This is a genomic window from Acinetobacter sp. SwsAc6, assembly GCF_013391565.1.
Taxonomy (GTDB): Bacteria; Pseudomonadota; Gammaproteobacteria; order Pseudomonadales; family Moraxellaceae; genus Acinetobacter; species Acinetobacter cumulans.
The window spans coordinates 1-16,864 of sequence record NZ_JACAXE010000044.1 but is presented as its reverse complement, the minus strand read 5'-3'; the positions used below and the strand labels follow the sequence as shown (position 1 = coordinate 16,864).

Here is a 16,864-nt window from a genome sequence, read left to right as displayed (position 1 = left end):
TAGCAACAGGAGGTGTTGCTGAATATATATCCATGTTCATGGATTAAGTCCCCACTTGTTTTTAGGTGGGAACTAAATTAAGGCTTATAGGATCGCTTGGTAAGGCTGTGTTAGCCGGATGCTTACCTTAAAAAGAGGTCATTAGGGACCTCTTTTTTTAACTCATAATTTATAGAATGCAAATAGCCTTATGAGGCCAGACTATATTCCTGTTCATGAGTAAAGTTGGCCAGAACCAGTGCATAAGATAAATCAGGTGGTACTGAGTTACCGACCATACGATATTGGTCTTGTTTAGTTAACTTCAATTGTTGGTTATTTTCATCATGTCCATAACTGAAAATATAATCATGCGGAAAGCCTTGAGCCTTATAAAGTTCAAATGGTTGAAGCATTCTAAAGGGCTTTGTTGCACAAACCTATCTGTAAAGGGTTTTTCAGCGATATAATTTTCAAATGAAGAAGCCTACACACAAAATCTACCGCACAACCAATTGGCCCGCATATAACCGAGCACTCATGAGTCGCGGAAATATTGCCATTTGGTTTGATCCTGCTACGCAATGGTATGCGCCATCAAAAGGCAAACAAGGGCGAAATCAAACCTACTCCGACGCAGCCATCCAATGCTGCTTAATGATTAAATCCTTATTCCGTCTGTCTTTACGTATGGTCACTGGCTTTGTGCAAAGTCTGATTAAACTTTGCGGATTAAATTGGATAGCTCCAGATTACACCACGCTTTGTAGAAGACAAAAGCATATTGATATTGTAATCAGCTACCAAAAAAGTAGCGATGGGCTGCATCTACTCATGGACTCTACAGGCATGAAGTTTCTAGGTGAGGGCGAATGGAAACGCAAGAAACATGGACCTGAATATCGTCGCCAATGGCGTAAACTTCATATTGGTATAGATGCTAAAACCCTGCAAATACGAGCAGTTCAGCTTACAACCAATAATGTCAGTGATTCACAGGTGCTTGGTGATTTACTTAATCAGATTCCACAAGATGAGCGGATTAACTCTGTTTATACCGATGGAGCTTATGACACCAAGCAATGCCGTCAGGTCATTGCAGATCGGCAAGCGCATGCGGTGATTCCACCTAGAAAAAATGCGAAACCATGGAAAGATACAAAGAGTAGCTCGCTAGAGCGAAATGAATTACTTCGAACAATTAAACGTTTAGGCAGGACACTATGGAAAAAATGGTCAGGCTATCATCGGCGAAGTTTGGTTGAAACTAAGATGCATTGCATCAAATTATTAGGAGATAAACTCAGTGCAAGGAGTTTTGATAGCCAAGTGAATGAGATCCATGCACGTGTAGCAGTCCTTAACAGATTTACGGAATTAGGTCGACCACTTACCCAAGTTACGCCTTAAATTTGGCTCAATTAGGGGCGCTTTGCATTTCAAATCTTTGTGCAACAAAGCCGAGCATGTGCTGTTTGTGATAAATTGAGATTATGTTGAGTGAGTTCTCTAATAATTCTAAGTTGTTGAAAGTTCATAATTTGGATATAGAATATAAAAATAAGAGCAAATATATAAATAAATGCTCTTTTAGATGATCAATGATTAACGCATTGTGACGAATTCTTCAGCAGAAGTCGGATGAATTGCTAAAGTGTTATCGAAGTCTTTTTTAGTTGCTCCCATTTTTAAAGCAACAGCAAAGCCTTGCAGAATTTCATCCATACCGTATCCAATACCATGAATTCCGACCACTTTCTCATCAGTTCCTACACAAATTAATTTCATTTTTGTGAGTTGTCGATGTTCTGTTATCGCTGTATACATGGATGTAAAGGAAGAACTATAAATTTTGATGGCATCTTTACCAAATTTTTCTATGGCTTGATCTTCGGTTAATCCAACTGTTCCAATAGGTGGGTGACTAAACACCACAGTCGGAATATTTTCATAATCTAAATGTTCATTTGGCTTATTGTTAAATAAACGTTCAGACAGTCTTCGACCCGCTGCCACAGCAACAGGTGTTAACTCGACTTTACCTGTAATATCACCCACTGCATAAATGCCAGACTGTGTTGTATTTTGATATGCATCAACATGAATAAAGCGATTCTCGTTCAATTGAACTTGAGTCTTATTAAGATTGATCGCTTCAGTTGCAGGTTTTCTACCAATTGCCCAAATCAAGCAATCTACACTATGTTCTGTACCATCTTCTAGGTGTAATACAAGTGAGTTATCTTGAACTTTAGTCACTTTGTTAATCTGACTATGAGTATGCACGTTAATATTTTCACTGCGCATATTCTCTAATAGTGTTTTACCAAGGAAATGATCTAATCCACGCAAAGGCTGATGTTTACGAATAAATAATTGTACATTCGAACCCAATGCATTAAGAACACCTGCCAATTCCACAGCAATATAGCCAGAACCAACAATAGCAGTCCGCTTCGGTAAGTGTTCTAATCCGAAGAAACCATTGGAATCAATACCATATTCAGCACCTTCAATTTCAGGTTTGAATGCTTGAGTCCCCGTAGCAATTAAAATATGGTCAGCTGTGTACGTTTCACCATTTACTTCAATTGTTTGAGCATCTAAAAATTTTGCAAAACCTCGAATGACATCAACATTATTTTTAGCTAGTCCTGTGTCATACGATGTATGTATTCGGCTGATATAGGCTTGTCTGTTTTCAACTAATTTCTTCCAGTTAAAGGATTTCAATTCTGTATTAAAGCCATAGTCAGGACCATATTTATGAATCGCATCGGCAATTTGAGCTGAATACCACATCACTTTTTTAGGAACACATCCTACGTTGACACAGGTTCCACCAATATCACCCATTTCTATCAGTGCACATTTCTTACCATACATGGCAGCACGATTGACTGATGCAATACCGCCACTGCCTCCGCCAATCGCAATATAATCATAGTGTTTAGACATAAATGAAATTCCTGTTTTTTAGATTTAAAAAGTTAATGATATACGCTGAATTATCAGGAGACTTTCCCTTGGGAGATTCTAGGCAGCCAACTTATAAAAGTCTTCGGCCATTTGATTTGGTGTCTTAAAACCCAAACCCTTTTGAATTCTTCGATGATTATAAAATAATTCAATGTATTTTATAATATCTGCTTTGGCTTCTTCTCTGGTTTGATAGTTGTAATGATGCACTAACTCATTTTTCAGTATTCCCCAAAAGCTTTCAATCGGTGCATTATCGTAACAGTCTCCGCGCTTGCTCATTGAACCTTGAAAACCATATTGCTCAAGTATATTTCGATATTCATGGCTGCAATATTGACTTCCTCTGTCTGAATGCACAATCAGTTCTTTGGTTGGTTTTTGATTGTGAATAGCCATATTTAGCGCATTACAAACAAGCTGTGCTGTCATGCGCTCATTTAAGCTATAGCCAACCACTTGTTTCGTGTAAAGGTCTTTTACCGCTGCTAAGTACAGCCATCCTTCAACAGTCCATATGTACGTAATATCACTTGACCATGCTTGATTTGGTCTAGTCATTGAGAATTGTTGCTCCAGCAGGTTTTCATAGATCGCTCGATTATGGTCACTATTCGTAGTCCTTTTAAAACGCTTGTGTCGCTTACAATACAGGTGGTTCAGCGCTTTTATCTGACGTACAGCGTACATACTCATTTTTATGCCCTGAGCTTGTAAGTATTTGGTTAATCGAATATAACCATAGCTCTGCCTTGTCTCCTCATGGGCTATTTTCACCAATATCGTCTGTTGATTTCGTTGAATCGTTCTTTTGCTCACGCCTCTCTTGAGCCAATCATAAAAACATGAAACTGAAACATGAAGTAATCGAGCCATTAAGGTAATTGGAAAAGAATATCTTTTTTGTTTCATATAGGCGTACCTTACTGACTTTCTTTGGCAAAGTACGCTGCTGCCTTTTTTAAAAATTCACGTTCCATTTCAGCTATTTTGAGCTGTTGTTTGAGTTTTTTATTTTCTTCGAGTAGAGCGTTTAGATCAGGTGAATACTGTTTTGTACCTGCTAAAGTTCCAGCCTTTGCTTTGGTATTCCAATTTGAAAGAGTTTGCATTGAAATGCTAAGTTGTCTAGCTGTTTCCGAGACATTGCCTTGATTGGCTTCAATTAATTTGATGGCTTCAGCTTTAAATTCTGTGGTGTAAGTCTTGTGTTTCTTGCTCATGGTAAACTCCTGATGAGTGTGTTTAGTTTACCAAGTTAAAACCTCCTGTTTTTTCAGCACACATCACCGGCGTTCGTGTCGCTGAACCCGAACGGACGCATACCGGCGATCATCGATCCGGCTGGCCCTGACGGTAGACCCATCGCCTTATGGGAATCCGGTGCGATCCTCCTCTATCTGGCCGACAAGACGGGTCAGTTCATCTCCACCGAACCAGGCCAGCGTTACGAGACCCTAGCGTGGGTGTTCTTTCAGATGTCGGCCATCGGGCCGATGTTCGGACAGCTAGGCTTTTTCCTGCGATTTGCCGGCAAGGACTATGAGGACAAGCGACCTCGGCAGCGCTTTGTTGATGAATCCAGGCGTCTTCTCGGGGTCCTGGATCACCGGCTGGAGGGCCGCGAATGGATTGTCGATGATTACTCGATCGCGGACATTGCGACGTTTGGCTGGGTGAATGCGCTGGTCGAATTCTACGCAGCGGGCGACATCCTCGGCCTAAGTAGCTATTCGAACGTGCAGGCATGGCTCGAACGCGGGCTGGCGCGACCGGCTGTACAGCGTGGCCTGCGAATTCCTGCGAGGCCTGCATGACCATTATCGCCGCATATTATTACAACGAAGGTAAGCGAGTCCGTGAAATCAGGCTCGATGAGCACGTCGAACTAAACGAGAATCGCTCGGGCTTCTGCTGGATCGCGCTTAGCGAGCCCACCGCAGACGAACTCAGCGCGATCCAGACGACGTATAACCTCCATCCTTTGGCGATCGACAACGCCATGCACCCGCTGTGCCCGCCCAAGCTCGAGGTCTACAACGATGAGTTGTACGTCGTCGCCCAGACCGCCGAGCTGGTCGGCGACCGGATCAGCTACGGCAAGATGGCGATCTTCACCGGTCACAATCACCTTATCACCGTGCGGCACGGCAATGCCGGAGCGCTGGGCAAACTTCGGGAGCAACTCGAGGCATCGCCGACGCAGTTCGGCAAGGGTGTCGACTATGTGCTGCACGCGATCTTGCACCGAGTGGTCGACCAGTATCTGCCCATCTTCGAAATGATCGAGGACGACGTCCTGGCGATGGAGCGACGGTCGCTGCACGATTTCCTCGGGCCAGAAGAGGTGGCGCGAATCTTCGAACTAAGGTCCGAACTCACGCGGTTCCAGCGCACGCTCGGGGCTATGGCCGAGCTGGTGCGAAAGCTCGTTCGCGGCCACTTTCCCTGCATCAGCGCCGAAATGACACCATATTTCCACGACGTCGCGGACCATGTCCACCGCGTGCAGTCCATGGTCGACGGCCTCCTGCTTGTCCTGTCCACGGTCTTCGAGGCCAGCAGCCTTCTGGAAGCGCAAAGGATCGGTGTGGTCACTCGCCAGCTCGCGGCCTGGGCGGCGATCTTGACGGTCCCGACGGCGATCGCCGGAATATATGGCATGAACTTCAAGCACATGCCGGAACTGGACACGCCATATGGCTACTTCGTCGTGCTCGGAGTGATAGCGGTGTTCTGCCTTCTCCTGTTCATGCGCTTCAAGAAGGCCAAGTGGCTATGAGTAACGCACTTCGCGAGCTTCTCCGTCCGCCGAGTCACAGCGCGCTTTGTGCGCGAGCGTGTCCAATCCAGTTCAAGATGAAGGTGCTTCCATGACCTCCCAGGTGACCGACGTTCTAGAAGCAGTCCAGTCATTCATCGCCAACGGCTATGACCGCGAATACCGCGTCAAGGACGGCAATCTCGTCGATCTCGAACTAGGGTCAACCCTCGATGCATGCAGCATTCGCGTCGATGCGGCGTTGCGCCTCGAGAGCGGGGACGACGGCGAAGATGCCTCCAACATCTACGCGATCACCGATCCGGCGACAGAGCATAAAGGCCTGTTGATCGACGTGTTCGATGAAATCTGCTACCGCGACCCAGTTCAAGAGTCGGGACCTCAATGTAGAAGAAGTTGACTAACGAGCATTCGCGTCATCCGATCAAGCAAGCTGGAGACATTTATGAAAGCCATTGGTTACAAGGTTCCGGGACCCATCGCCGCGGATGCCGCGCTGGTCGACATCAATCTGCCTCGGCCTGTCGCTGCAGGATACGATATCCTGGTTGAGGTGAAGGCCGTCTCGGTCAACCCGGTCGACTACAAGGTCCGCAACAGCACGCCGCCGGCAGATGGCGATTGGAAGGTGCTGGGATGGGATGCCGCCGGGATTGTGCGCGAGGTCGGCCCCGACGTCACGCAGTTCGAGTTAGGCGACGAGGTCTATTATGCCGGATCGATCACACGGCCCGGTACCAATGCGGAGTTCCATCTCGTCGACGCCCGGATTGTCGGTCACAAACCTGCGTCGCTCTCCTGGGCGGAAGCGGCGGCGCTGCCGCTGACGACGTTGACGGCCTGGGAGGCGATGTTCGACCGCCTGGACGTGGCGAAGCCCGTACCCGGTGCGGCGGAGGCGATCCTCATCATCGGTGGCGCGGGCGGGGTTGGGTCGATCGCCGTCCAGATCGCGCGACAGCGCACGGACCTCACCGTCATCGCCACAGCCTCTCGACCGGAAACCCAAGAGTGGGTAAGAGGGCTTGGAGCTCACCACGTCATCGACCATTCTCGTCCGCTCGCGCCACAGATCGCCGAACTCGGCATCGGTGCTCCCGCTTTCGTCTTTTCGACCACACATACCGAGCAACATGTCGCCGACATCGCCGAACTGATCGCCCCACAAGGACGGTTCGGACTGATCGACGATCCCAAGGCATTCGATATCATGGTTTTCAAGCGCAAGGCGGTGTCGATCCACCACGAGCTGATGTTCACGCGGTCGATCTACGGCACGCCCGACATGAATGAGCAGGGCGAGATTCTGGATGCGATGGCAGCGCTGGTTGACGACGGCAAAATCCGCACGACGCTGACCCGGCGACTGTCGCCGATCAATGCCGCCAATCTGAAGACGGTGCATGCACTGATCGAAAGTGGCGCGGCTAAAGGCAAGATCGTCCTCGAAGGCTTCTAACGACCGCGATCGCCAAACATCTTGTCCAACCTCAAAAAGCCGAACGGGTTATGCCCCAGCGATGAGAATCCCATGACCAAATCTATTGCCACCGCCTCGATCAACCGCGAAACCGCAGTCGCCCTCATCGACGCGGCGCTCGCTGCGGCCCGTGCCATCGGCATCCCGGCTGCCGTCGCCGTCGTCGACGCCACCGGTAACCTGCGCGCGTTCGAGCGCACCGACGATGCGCCGTTCCTTACCGTCGATGTTGCCATCGACAAGGCCTGGAGTTCCGCCTCGTTTGGGTTCCCGACCCATGTCTGGAACGACTATGTGACCAACGATCCAAAAGTGGCGCCGCTAGCCTATCGCCCTCGGATGGTCGCTGTCGGCGGCGGTTATCCGATTCTGGAGGATGGGAAGTTGATCGGCGGCATAGGCATCTCCGGAGGCAACTATCAGCAGGATCAGGATGCGTGCGTCGAGGCACTCATGAAAATCGGGTTCCAGTTGCCAGCCTGACGACTGTGAGGCCATCACCGGTGGTAATGGCCAACAGATCCAACCTTTGAGAGGCCTAATGATGGAAGCGTTCGTCGTCTTTACGCGGGAAGAAACCAGCGACCCACATGCACTCGCAACCTATTCTGCAGGCGTCGGACCATCGTTCGATGGTCACGACGTTACCTTTCTCGCCGCTTATGGCGCGATCCAGCATTTGGAGGGGCCGCCCATCGAAGGGGCCGTAATCTTGCGTTTCCCGACGATGCAGGCCGCTCGCGACTGGTATGACAGTCCCGCCTACCAAACCATCGCTGCTCAACGCTTTGCCGGTTCCCGTTACCGCGCCTTTATCATTGAAGGGCGGCGGTGACATACCGACAGAAGCACTTCGGCGCTGACCACGAGGTATCGGCGTGTGAACTCGCATCTTGGGAATCTGTGGGGGGGACCAAGACAGCGGCGCTAGGGGCTCATATCGTCGATCGGATCAGAGAGTTGCTCGGCGAGAATGGGTTATCTATTGCCGAGCTGACGGAGCGGAGCCGCCCTCTCCCAACGGATTGATTCAATCGTTGACGCTCCTCCTATCCGGATCCGGGTTTTCGCACGCTGATCAACAGAGTTACAGCGCGCAACGCCTGTAGTGGGCATCAGGGGATGGGTGGCAATCAGGATGATTGCCCACCTTCCAACGATTAACCTTGCTCAAGTTGCTTCACTAGTCGCTCTGTGGGATTATCGAATGTAGCGTTTTCTGCGTAGCCACTGATTGCCTTAGAGTCTGAAAATGATGACATAGTTTTATTGCCTAACGTTTGACATGAGGGGCGGCCGAGGGCGACAGCCCTTGGACGTCCCTCTCGATGGAAGTGTTGGGCGTCTTTGCACTGAGCATGGACTACCTGTATTCAGCGGCAGTAATGAACTGTGAGAAAGACTCACACCAGACGATGACGGCTTTGTACTGCGAGACGTCTATTGATTCAGGCACAGGAACCACGAAGTTCTCGAAGGTACGAACATCGCCTATGCGTTTCATCTGCGGCTTCAGACGTGCAAAGTCTTTTTCCGTTTCCACGAACTCAGGAGATAGGTAGAGCTTGTAGTCAGGGCCAGGCGCTAGCTTGCCGGTGAACGCAATGCTCTTTGAGCCCACGTTCACTGTGCCTTGCCCCCAATGGAGGGCGTCACTGTCTTTGAGGTCGCGCCGGAACTCCCCCTTGTAGATGCTTTGGCTCGCTGCTAGCGAGGTTTCGGCTAGCGTGGGTGCAGTAGGGGCGGTAAGGATAGGAAGCGCATAGACACCAAGCGCGAAGCCCGCCGCGAGAACGCACACATGAGACACAACGAGAAGGATTGCTTTCTTCATTGGATGAAAGCCTCACAGATTGGATGAAGACGCCCAACTACTCTTATGCGGCAGAGGTGACACATAAGATGAAAAAAAAACTTGCTGCATAAGACACCTATTTGATTAAAAATACAACAAAAAGCATTGATTTATTTAAACTAAAATTATCATTAAACAAAAAAAATAACAAGGATAATATGATGACAACTCAGCACCCAAAACTATTCGATTTAGTTAGACAACGTATACGCTATAAGCATATGAGTTATCGAACTGAGCAAGCGTATTGTGGTTGGATAAAACGCTATGTAATTTTTCATCAAATGCGTCATCCACAAGAGATGGGTCGATTGGAAGTGGAATCTTATCTGTCACATTTGGTGAACGTGGGAAATGTTTCACAATCTACACATCATCAAGCACTTTCAGCATTACTTTTCTTATATAAGGAGGTACTTGGCGTAGGGCTACCTTGGTTACTAGAATTAAATCGACCCAATAAACCCAAAAGATTACCTGTAGCATTAACACACCTAGAGGTTCAGTCCGTTTTTAAACATTTATCAGGTATTCATCTGTTAATGGCTAAAATGCTCTATGGCACAGGCATGAGATTGACAGAGTTATTACAACTACGCATTAAAGATATAGATTTGAGTATAGGAAGTATAAAGCACCTTTTCACCCCTAAGCTGAAGTATCATACCCGAAATTGCTGCTCATTTTTATTGCCTAAGCCCCAGAATTTAGCTTCACAGCGCCTAAAGCAGGTCGTATTTTGGTCGATTTGACCGAAAAGTGCCTGGCGAATGGATCTCTAGCCGACAGTTGCCCCACCGGCCTGCCGCAAAGGCTGACAGTGCATGGATTGAGAACTTAGGCGCGTCAATTAAATAGGCAAGTCTGCGATGGGTCGAACAGGCTGGGAGTCAGTGGCGGGGCTCGCTCTGGCGGCAATTCGTGCTGTTTGGCAGCGTCAACCTTAGCGGCTTTCTGCCTGAGGTAATTAAGAATCAGCTCAATCACCTTCGGGTCTTCAATGCTTGCAATCACTTTGACTTGGCCACCGCAGTGTTCACAGACCTCGATGTCGATGTTGAAAACACGCTTGAGTCGTTGCATCCAGGTCATAGCGCGGTGGCGCTCTGCGGGGCTCTTGTCACACCAGCCAGTATCGAGACCTTCCGATTGATCGGGCTTTTTGCCCCGCTTAGCGGGTGTTACTTGAACGCGGTGTTTGCTGTTCGGTGCAAAAAGCCCGTGGAATCGAGTAAGGTTGACCCTAGGCTTGGGTACCAAAGCCGCTAGCTTGGCAATGAAATCCAGTGGTTCGAAGATCACATGCGTAGTGCCATTGCGGTAAGGGGTTTTGAGCTCGTAGCGGATTTGTCCATTGGCGGTCAATGCCAGACGCTTTTCCGAGATCGCTGGCCGACTGATATAGCGACACAGGCGCTCAAGCTTATCTCGCTGATGCGCTTCGGCCATGACACCGGCGTGTAGCGAGAAGCCGGCATAGTTCGCCACTCGGCTGTTGGTGTCGGCCTGATTCTCTCGCCCCGGTAAGGTTTGTAGGGTGAAGACCTTGCGCCCCTGCTGAGGACCGGTGGCGATGCGATAGGTCACTGATGCGCCCTGCAGTTGCGTCAGCACATCGCCTTCCTCCTCTTCCAGAGTCAACCAGGTATTCTCGGCATCGCGCTCTAATACGCCTCGCTTTTCCAGACAGCGAGCAATGCGATGGCTAAGCGTGTGGACGAGGGTATTCAGCTCATCGTGGGTCGGCGCTTTGACCCGATGGAAGCGCTGTTTACCATGGCCGTCTTCGGTGTAAATCCCGTCGAGAAACAGCATGTGGTAGTGTACATTCAGATTCAGCGCGGAGCCAAAGCGTTGGATGAGCGTTACCGATCCACTTTGTGCCGTAGCCTTGGTAAAACCCGCTTTCTTAATCAGATGGGTTGAGAGTATACGGTAAACGATGCTCAAGACCTTGCCCATCAGCTCCGGGTAACGGGCCAGCAAAAAGCGCAACTGGAAAGGAAAACTCAGCACCCATTGGCGAATAGGCTCTGCGGGAAATACTTCATCCACCAAAAGTGCGGCACTCTCCACCATCCGGCGGGCACCGCAGCTGGGGCAGAAACCACGCCGTTTGCAGCTGAAAGCGACCAAACGCTCGTGATGACAATCTTCACAGCGCACACGCAAAAAGCCATACTCTAGCTCCGCGTCGAGATGGAAGTCCGAGAAAACAATGCTACCGCCAGCGTCGATAACCGTAAACCACGGAGTTCCTCGTGTGCGGTAGTCTTCCATGAAGGTTGGAAACGGCGAGCCGGTCGGTTGCTCGTCGTGACCGAAAACGATAGGAAGCTCATACTTGAGCTGGTTCACGCGCAACTTCTCGAAGGTATTCTCATGCGTTCCTTCGAAGACGGTCTGGATCACTGCGAACCCCACGTCTTTTGAGCTCAACGCTGCATGCAACTTTTGTAGCGTCGGAAACCCATGCAAATGGCAACCTTGGCACCAATGCTGGAAGGCAAACAAGATTTTCGGGCCGGGCCCGATATCTGACAGTTTGAACGGCGCGATACTTTCCCCATCTTTGCCAATCCATTTTTGCACCCGCAGCTCAGGCGCTTGTCGTTCGATCTCGTTCATCTGATCCTCCAACCCCGATACAGAAGCTTAGTGGATGATCGCGCGTCGCGACGGTGCGCGAACGTCCGACCTTATTTTCCCTATTTCCTGAAGCCAGAATAGATCAGATCGACATTTCGTCCTTAATATACTCAAGCTGCCGGCGAGCGCGAACTGGGCAACCATGCGCTGGTGAGCCTTGAGCTTTGCACGCTGCCCATCCGTTTGAGAGCGAACCTGCAACTTCCGCTCCGCATACCGCAGATCAGCGTACGCAGCCTTGGGGTTATCTACCCTATAGCCATTGGGTATTGGGAATCATGCTGGCCTGACGCTATGTTCGATACGCGATTTTTTACGATGATAGAGCATCTGTATCTGATTTTTAGTCGATTGGCTTATTCGGCGGATGTGCGGGCAAATGCTTTACGCAGAGTACTGAAATGAAGGCCGGCTTCGGTCTGCCGTATCGAGCAAGAGGGGTCACTATGGTCACCAGAGGTTTCACCGGTCGCGGTTCAGGCGACCAGTCCGATCGGATTCCGCCAGGTCAGCATCTGGTGGAGGATTTCCCTGTTCTGTCGGCCGGCCCTACGCCGAGGGTAGAGCCCTCCGACTGGAAATTCACAGTCAAAATTGGTCCGAAGCCCGTCAAAACGTGGAATTGGGGCGAATTCAACACTCTACCAAAGACCCAGGTGACAAAGGATATTCACTGCGTCACCTCTTGGTCCAAACTGGATACCGTTTGGGAGGGTGTACTCATTGAAGACATCCTTGCAGATGCAGAGCTTGATCGGCCTACCGATTTCGTCTTGGCGCACTGCTACGATAATTATTCGACAAACGTCCCTCTGACGGATCTGCTTTCCGGGAAAGCGATGGTCGCCCTCAGTTATGCGGGCAAGCCACTTTCCCGCGATCATGGGGGGCCGGCGCGTCTTCTAGTGCCGCACCTTTACTTCTGGAAATCCGCCAAATGGGTGAATGCGCTGCAATTCACGACGCGTGACGAGGCCGGCTTTTGGGAGCTGCACGGCTATCACATCTACGGCGATCCGTGGCGCGAACAACGATACACCCATGACTGAAAACGAAGCGCAAGTCCGTTCGTGGCAATCATGCGTGATCGACGACATCATCCAGCAAACACCGAGTATCAAGAGCTTCTTCCTTCGGTTGAGCAAGCCGTTCGCGCACACCGCAGGTCAGCACGTCGATATCCGGCTGACCGCGCCCGACGGCTACAGTGCAATGCGCAGCTACTCGATCGCGTCATCGGCAGTTTCGACCCCGATCGTCGAGATAGCTATCGAGCGCATGCCGGATGCCGAAGTTTCGCCGTTTTTTCACGACATCGCGGCGATTGGTGACGAAATCGAAGTTCGCGGTCCGCTCGGTGGCCATTTCCTTTGGCCTGAGCCTGCCATAGATCCGGTTCTGTTGATCGGGGGAGGCTCCGGCCTCGTGCCGTTGATGGCAATGATCCGGCAGCGCCGCGCATTGGCCCAAGCCGTTCCGACAGCGTTGCTCCTGTCCGCACGAACCGCCGAGGACGTTCTCTTCTCAGAAGAACTTCATTGCATCGAAATCAGCGATCCGGCGTTCGTCCTGGCGCTCGCGATTACGCGCGAGAAACCGGTTCGCGCATCGGACTTTGCGCGACGGATCGACGGCATGATGGTCCAAGAAATTCTAACCAGGCTTCAGGGAAAGCCGACGCAAGTGTTCGTCTGCGGGTCTAACGGATTCGTCAACATCGCAACCGATAGCGCGCTGCTGGCGGGCTTGGACGCCTCCATCATCAAGACGGAGCGCTACGGGGGCTAGCGGCGCGAGCTATCTCACGTCGCGCCGATCGTAGACGTGCGCCCTGGGAAGCTTTGGCGATCAACGTGAACCGTTTTGCCGAACACAGTCTTCGTACCCCCCGGCCTCTAGAACGCCTTCGCTCGCGATACCTGGCTCGACATCAAGCTCAATTTGAAAGTTCCTGCACTATCCGTCGTCCTGATATGCTCGACCAGCATGATGGGCGATTCGAGCGGGACCGCTTCCGTCCCAATCGAGGCTCGGTTACCTTAGAGCATCGGCTCGGCGCTACAGGAGGCGCGTGCGGCCTCTGCCTGGCGGTGAAAGCACTTTGGGCCATGTCGCCTGGATAGCGGCCAATCGTCAGCATCTGCTCCGATGTCGGCCAAGGTGCAGTCGCCATCTTTGAACGCCGCGAATTGGAGATCAACGCCATGACAGCGATCCGCGTGCAACTGCCGGAGATGCAATATGACAACTGATGTATTGCTGTACACCACGAATTGGTGCCCGTTCTGCCGCCGAGCGAAGGCGCTCCTCAAGGAAAAGGGCGTGCGATGGAAGGAGCTCGATATTGAGGCGGATCCGGCTCACCGGCAGGCCATGGCGGAAGCGTCGGGGCGAAGCTCCGTGCCGCAGATCTTCATCAATGGCACCCTTATCGGTGGCTCCGATGAGCTATTCGCGCTCGATGTCAGAGGCGAGCTCGACAAACTTCTCGGGCGCAACCCGCCTGCCACCTGAGGAGGTGCGGCTTGGGGCAGCCAGCCCGCGAGCCTTCGCCGGTTGATGAATACAAAAGGAGAGTCCGTTGGTCTCAGCCATCTGGAAAGACACTACTATCGCCACAAGCGACGAAACAGTCATCGTCGAGGGAAATCACTACTTCCCACCGTCAGGAGTCGACCTGAGCCTGCTTGAGATGAGCCCGCACACATCTGTCTGTCCGATCAAAGGCGCCGCGCGCTTCTTTCATGTTCGCGCGGGTGACGCGCTCAACGTGAACGCCGCTTGGACCTATCCCGCCCCCACTCCGGATGCCGAGGGTATCCGGGATTACATCGCTTTCTGGAAAGGCGTGGACGTTGCCTAGCAGACTGGACGGACGACTTCGCTGATAGCCATGCGGGCGCCGACATCTCAATTATCCTGCCCACCCCGGGCCTCGTCGGCTGCAGGAATCTGCCCGGCACCTTAGCGCGACCCGGCACTGGCGGTCTCGCACCCGCCGCGCCTCTGTTCTATCAATAAGGATGGATGACATGGAGCATTCCGAGTTCGATGCCGCTTTCGCGAAGCTTGCGGAGGGATACAGAGAAGGGACTTATGAAGGCCGGCGTTTCAGCTTGATCGTCCGGCGATCTGGGGACGGACGTCGCAACAGTCTGTTCGCCAGGGAGTTGGACGGGACTGACATTGTCAGCTTCAACCTCTTCCGCGTTACATCAGATAGGACATTGTTGAAGCCGTGCGAAATGTCCGCCGAAAAGGTCGTAGCGTTCGTGCTGGAGTTCCGACCGGACACCTGACGGGCAGAAGAAGATCCCGGCCAACCGGCGCGCCTGCGACGGCCGGCTATCTAAGGCTGCGCAAGCCTATAGCCGCAGCTCATTGCACTTCGTCTGGCGAGGAATTCAACATCGATACGTCGCCATCCGCGGGGATATCGGTACAGGCGCCCGTGTAAGCCAGATTGAGAAATCCTAAGCGATGACTAACACCAATGACGCCACCCTTCCGACACATTCTATTCTTGAGGAATGCACAGCGATGGCTGTCGTCAACGCTCTGAAGATTATTCTGAAGAACAGCTACGCGATCTACCTTAAGACAAAAAATGCCACTCGGGCGCATCCCGCCCCTACTTCAGGGACTTTCACTTGCTTCTCGCTCTGTCACTCACAGCATCGGCACGCCCATGACGCATGGTATCCAGGCCTCATAATTTTCCCATATAACCTTCTTGTCTTTTGCGCACCCAGAAAGACTCGAGGCTTTAACTGGACAGATGAGCCCTCGAGGGTAGTGTTCACCTGATTGGCTTTCTCATATCTGATGTTGATTCGCACAGTGTGCCAACCAGGTGATAGTTTCAAAAAACCTGCGCTTCAGAGCGAATTAGACGATCTTCGATAAGAGCGATCCGCCTCAAAATCCAAAACATCTAACATTGTCCTAGAGCCATATTTGTACCTAGTACTATGGCGCTCCCATTAACACATTTGATGATGCACAGAAAACTTAGCTCATGATAGCTTTCAGCTAACAGCTATTCGGAAGCCCGAAAGGATTCAACCGTTTAAGCGTGAACCGTCGATTATAAATACTTTCGTAAGTTAGCTTTAAAGGACGCTTTTAGTCCTTGTAAATACGCATTACGACTCCACAGCTACCAAATCCATACGGCGCCAGCAACCATTAAAACACCCGACACTACTAAAACAATAGTAGAGGCGCGATTGCTGCCTTTCAAAGTATGACCAACACCCACATCCATAACTAGGTGTCGAATTCCGGCTACGAGATGATAAATAAATGAAGAGTATACCAACCAGAAACTAACTTTGCCGAAAGGTGAAGAAAAAATCTCCTTGACTTCATTAAAACCCTTTTCTGACTCCAACGATTTGCTCAGCATATACAGTATCAGTCCCAGAAAAATAAAGAGCATAATTCCTGAAATCCGGTGCAGAATCGATGTAAGCGCCGTGAGAGGAAGCTGAATGGTTCGAATATCAAGATTAACCGGCCGCTTTTTATTCATTTTGACTCCAGTCAACAATTCTAGTGGGGGATTTCAGTTTTCGATCTCATTCATCATAGCAGCTGTAACTAAGGCTGGCGGCGACAATAATGGAGATATTCTATATCTTATCTTAAACAAATCTCTAAAATGGAACAAGTCACATTTAAAGTGCTTTGCGCTCATCATGCTTGTGATTATTTTAAAGCAAACATGTAATCTTTCTTCTGCATCTAAAGCCTTGCCCATCAAGTGCTTACCACAATCATTTTATCGACGTATGCAGCGCTTCTTTGCAGGTCAGTATTTTGATTATCGTCAAATTTCTCAGTTGATTTTCAATATGTTTTCATTCGACCAAGTGCAACTGACTTTAGATAGAACCAATTGGAAATGGGGAAAACGAAATATTAATATCCTGATGCTCGCAATCGTTTATCGTGGAATAGCGATACCTATCCTTTGGACATTGCTTAATAAACGTGGAAATTCAGATACGAAAGAGCGCATTGCTTTGATTCAACGCTTTATAGCCATTTTTGGTAAAGACCGTATTGTGAATGTGTTCGCAGACAGAGAGTTTATCGGTGAGCAGTGGTTTACATGGTTAATTGAACAAGACATCAA

The 16,864-nt window shown here is 50.3% G+C and carries 17 protein-coding genes and 2 pseudogenes; 13 read left to right on the top strand and 6 right to left on the bottom strand.

What is annotated here, in order from left to right:
- Window positions 1-188: 188 nt before the first annotated feature.
- Window positions 189-401: pseudogene (locus HYG93_RS18170) on the bottom strand (DNA cytosine methyltransferase); the annotation flags it as partial.
- A 55-nt stretch (window positions 402-456) separates the two neighbouring features.
- Here HYG93_RS18170 and HYG93_RS18165 point away from each other — a divergent pair.
- Window positions 457-1,389 (top strand): IS5-like element ISAba12 family transposase, encoded by a 933-nt coding sequence (locus tag HYG93_RS18165; protein WP_002114401.1) that lies wholly within the window; start codon window positions 457-459, stop codon window positions 1,387-1,389.
- Window positions 1,390-1,584: 195 nt separating this feature from the next.
- Here the strand turns inward: HYG93_RS18165 and gorA are convergent, their stop codons facing one another.
- Together gorA and HYG93_RS18155 are read right to left on the bottom strand one after the other, a co-directional pair.
- Complete coding sequence (gene gorA / locus HYG93_RS18160; protein ID WP_002122354.1) at window positions 1,585-2,937, bottom strand: glutathione-disulfide reductase; 1,353 nt, start codon at window positions 2,935-2,937, stop codon at window positions 1,585-1,587.
- A gap of 78 nt (window positions 2,938-3,015) precedes the next feature.
- A protein-coding gene (locus HYG93_RS18155; RefSeq protein ID WP_085944217.1) for an IS3-like element ISAba22 family transposase occupies window positions 3,016-4,181 on the bottom strand; the annotation gives its coding sequence in 2 pieces (ribosomal slippage) (window positions 3,016-3,923 and window positions 3,923-4,181; 1,167 coding nt in all).
- A 45-nt stretch (window positions 4,182-4,226) separates the two neighbouring features.
- Here HYG93_RS18155 and HYG93_RS18150 point away from each other — a divergent pair.
- The 6 genes from HYG93_RS18150 to HYG93_RS18125 all read left to right on the top strand — a co-directional run bounded on the left by HYG93_RS18150 (window position 4,227) and on the right by HYG93_RS18125 (window position 8,055).
- Window positions 4,227-4,775, top strand: a complete 549-nt coding sequence (locus tag HYG93_RS18150; RefSeq protein WP_256733499.1) for a glutathione binding-like protein — start codon at window positions 4,227-4,229, stop codon at window positions 4,773-4,775.
- Window positions 4,772-5,740 carry a magnesium and cobalt transport protein CorA gene (locus HYG93_RS18145; RefSeq protein ID WP_002118270.1) on the top strand — a complete coding sequence of 323 codons (969 nt, stop codon included), beginning with the start codon at window positions 4,772-4,774 and terminating at the stop codon, window positions 5,738-5,740. Before HYG93_RS18150 ends, HYG93_RS18145 begins: the two co-directional genes overlap by 4 nt.
- Window positions 5,741-5,831: 91 nt before the next feature.
- The gene (locus HYG93_RS18140; protein ID WP_005006003.1) at window positions 5,832-6,140 is read left to right on the top strand and encodes a hypothetical protein; all 309 of its coding nucleotides are present in this window, start codon (window positions 5,832-5,834) and stop codon (window positions 6,138-6,140) included.
- Window positions 6,141-6,185: 45 nt separating this feature from the next.
- Complete coding sequence (locus tag HYG93_RS18135) at window positions 6,186-7,199, top strand: zinc-binding alcohol dehydrogenase family protein (RefSeq protein WP_002118279.1); 1,014 nt, start codon at window positions 6,186-6,188, stop codon at window positions 7,197-7,199.
- A gap of 72 nt (window positions 7,200-7,271) precedes the next feature.
- The gene (locus HYG93_RS18130; RefSeq protein WP_005006001.1) at window positions 7,272-7,703 is read left to right on the top strand and encodes a heme-binding protein; all 432 of its coding nucleotides are present in this window, start codon (window positions 7,272-7,274) and stop codon (window positions 7,701-7,703) included.
- 58 nt (window positions 7,704-7,761) lie between these two features.
- Complete coding sequence (locus HYG93_RS18125; RefSeq protein WP_010591688.1) at window positions 7,762-8,055, top strand: DUF1330 domain-containing protein; 294 nt, start codon at window positions 7,762-7,764, stop codon at window positions 8,053-8,055.
- Between the two features lie 528 nt (window positions 8,056-8,583).
- Here the strand turns inward: HYG93_RS18125 and HYG93_RS18120 are convergent.
- A complete protein-coding gene (locus tag HYG93_RS18120) occupies window positions 8,584-9,054 on the bottom strand; it encodes a DM13 domain-containing protein (RefSeq protein ID WP_039048263.1) in 471 nt (156 codons plus the stop codon).
- Between the two features lie 101 nt (window positions 9,055-9,155).
- Between HYG93_RS18120 and HYG93_RS18115 the strand changes: the two genes are divergently transcribed.
- On the top strand, window positions 9,156-9,827 hold the full coding sequence (locus HYG93_RS18115) for a phage integrase N-terminal SAM-like domain-containing protein (RefSeq protein WP_198054698.1): 672 nt from the start codon (window positions 9,156-9,158) through the stop codon (window positions 9,825-9,827).
- A 94-nt stretch (window positions 9,828-9,921) separates the two neighbouring features.
- Here the strand turns inward: HYG93_RS18115 and HYG93_RS18110 are convergent, their stop codons facing one another.
- On the bottom strand, window positions 9,922-11,703 hold the full coding sequence (locus HYG93_RS18110; RefSeq protein ID WP_372659268.1) for a transposase: 1,782 nt from the start codon (window positions 11,701-11,703) through the stop codon (window positions 9,922-9,924).
- A gap of 467 nt (window positions 11,704-12,170) precedes the next feature.
- Between HYG93_RS18110 and HYG93_RS18100 the strand changes: the two genes are divergently transcribed.
- The 4 genes from HYG93_RS18100 to HYG93_RS18085 all read left to right on the top strand — a co-directional run bounded on the left by HYG93_RS18100 (window position 12,171) and on the right by HYG93_RS18085 (window position 14,587).
- Window positions 12,171-12,773, top strand: a complete 603-nt coding sequence (locus HYG93_RS18100; protein WP_003464980.1) for a sulfite oxidase-like oxidoreductase — start codon at window positions 12,171-12,173, stop codon at window positions 12,771-12,773.
- Window positions 12,766-13,512, top strand: a complete 747-nt coding sequence (locus HYG93_RS18095) for a ferredoxin reductase (protein WP_002118292.1) — start codon at window positions 12,766-12,768, stop codon at window positions 13,510-13,512. Before HYG93_RS18100 ends, HYG93_RS18095 begins: the two co-directional genes overlap by 8 nt.
- Window positions 13,513-13,965: 453 nt before the next feature.
- Window positions 13,966-14,238: a glutaredoxin 3 gene (grxC, locus tag HYG93_RS18090; protein ID WP_005005995.1), complete on the top strand. Its 273-nt coding sequence runs from the start codon at window positions 13,966-13,968 to the stop codon at window positions 14,236-14,238.
- A 67-nt stretch (window positions 14,239-14,305) separates the two neighbouring features.
- The gene (locus tag HYG93_RS18085; RefSeq protein ID WP_003464986.1) at window positions 14,306-14,587 is read left to right on the top strand and encodes a DUF427 domain-containing protein; all 282 of its coding nucleotides are present in this window, start codon (window positions 14,306-14,308) and stop codon (window positions 14,585-14,587) included.
- Window positions 14,588-15,883: 1,296 nt separating this feature from the next.
- Here the strand turns inward: HYG93_RS18085 and sdhC are convergent.
- Entirely contained in the window at window positions 15,884-16,258 is a 375-nt protein-coding gene (sdhC, locus tag HYG93_RS18080) for a succinate dehydrogenase, cytochrome b556 subunit (RefSeq protein ID WP_005005993.1), read from the bottom strand.
- 97 nt (window positions 16,259-16,355) lie between these two features.
- Here sdhC and HYG93_RS18075 point away from each other — a divergent pair.
- Window positions 16,356-16,864: pseudogene (locus HYG93_RS18075) on the top strand (IS4-like element ISAba1 family transposase); the annotation flags it as partial.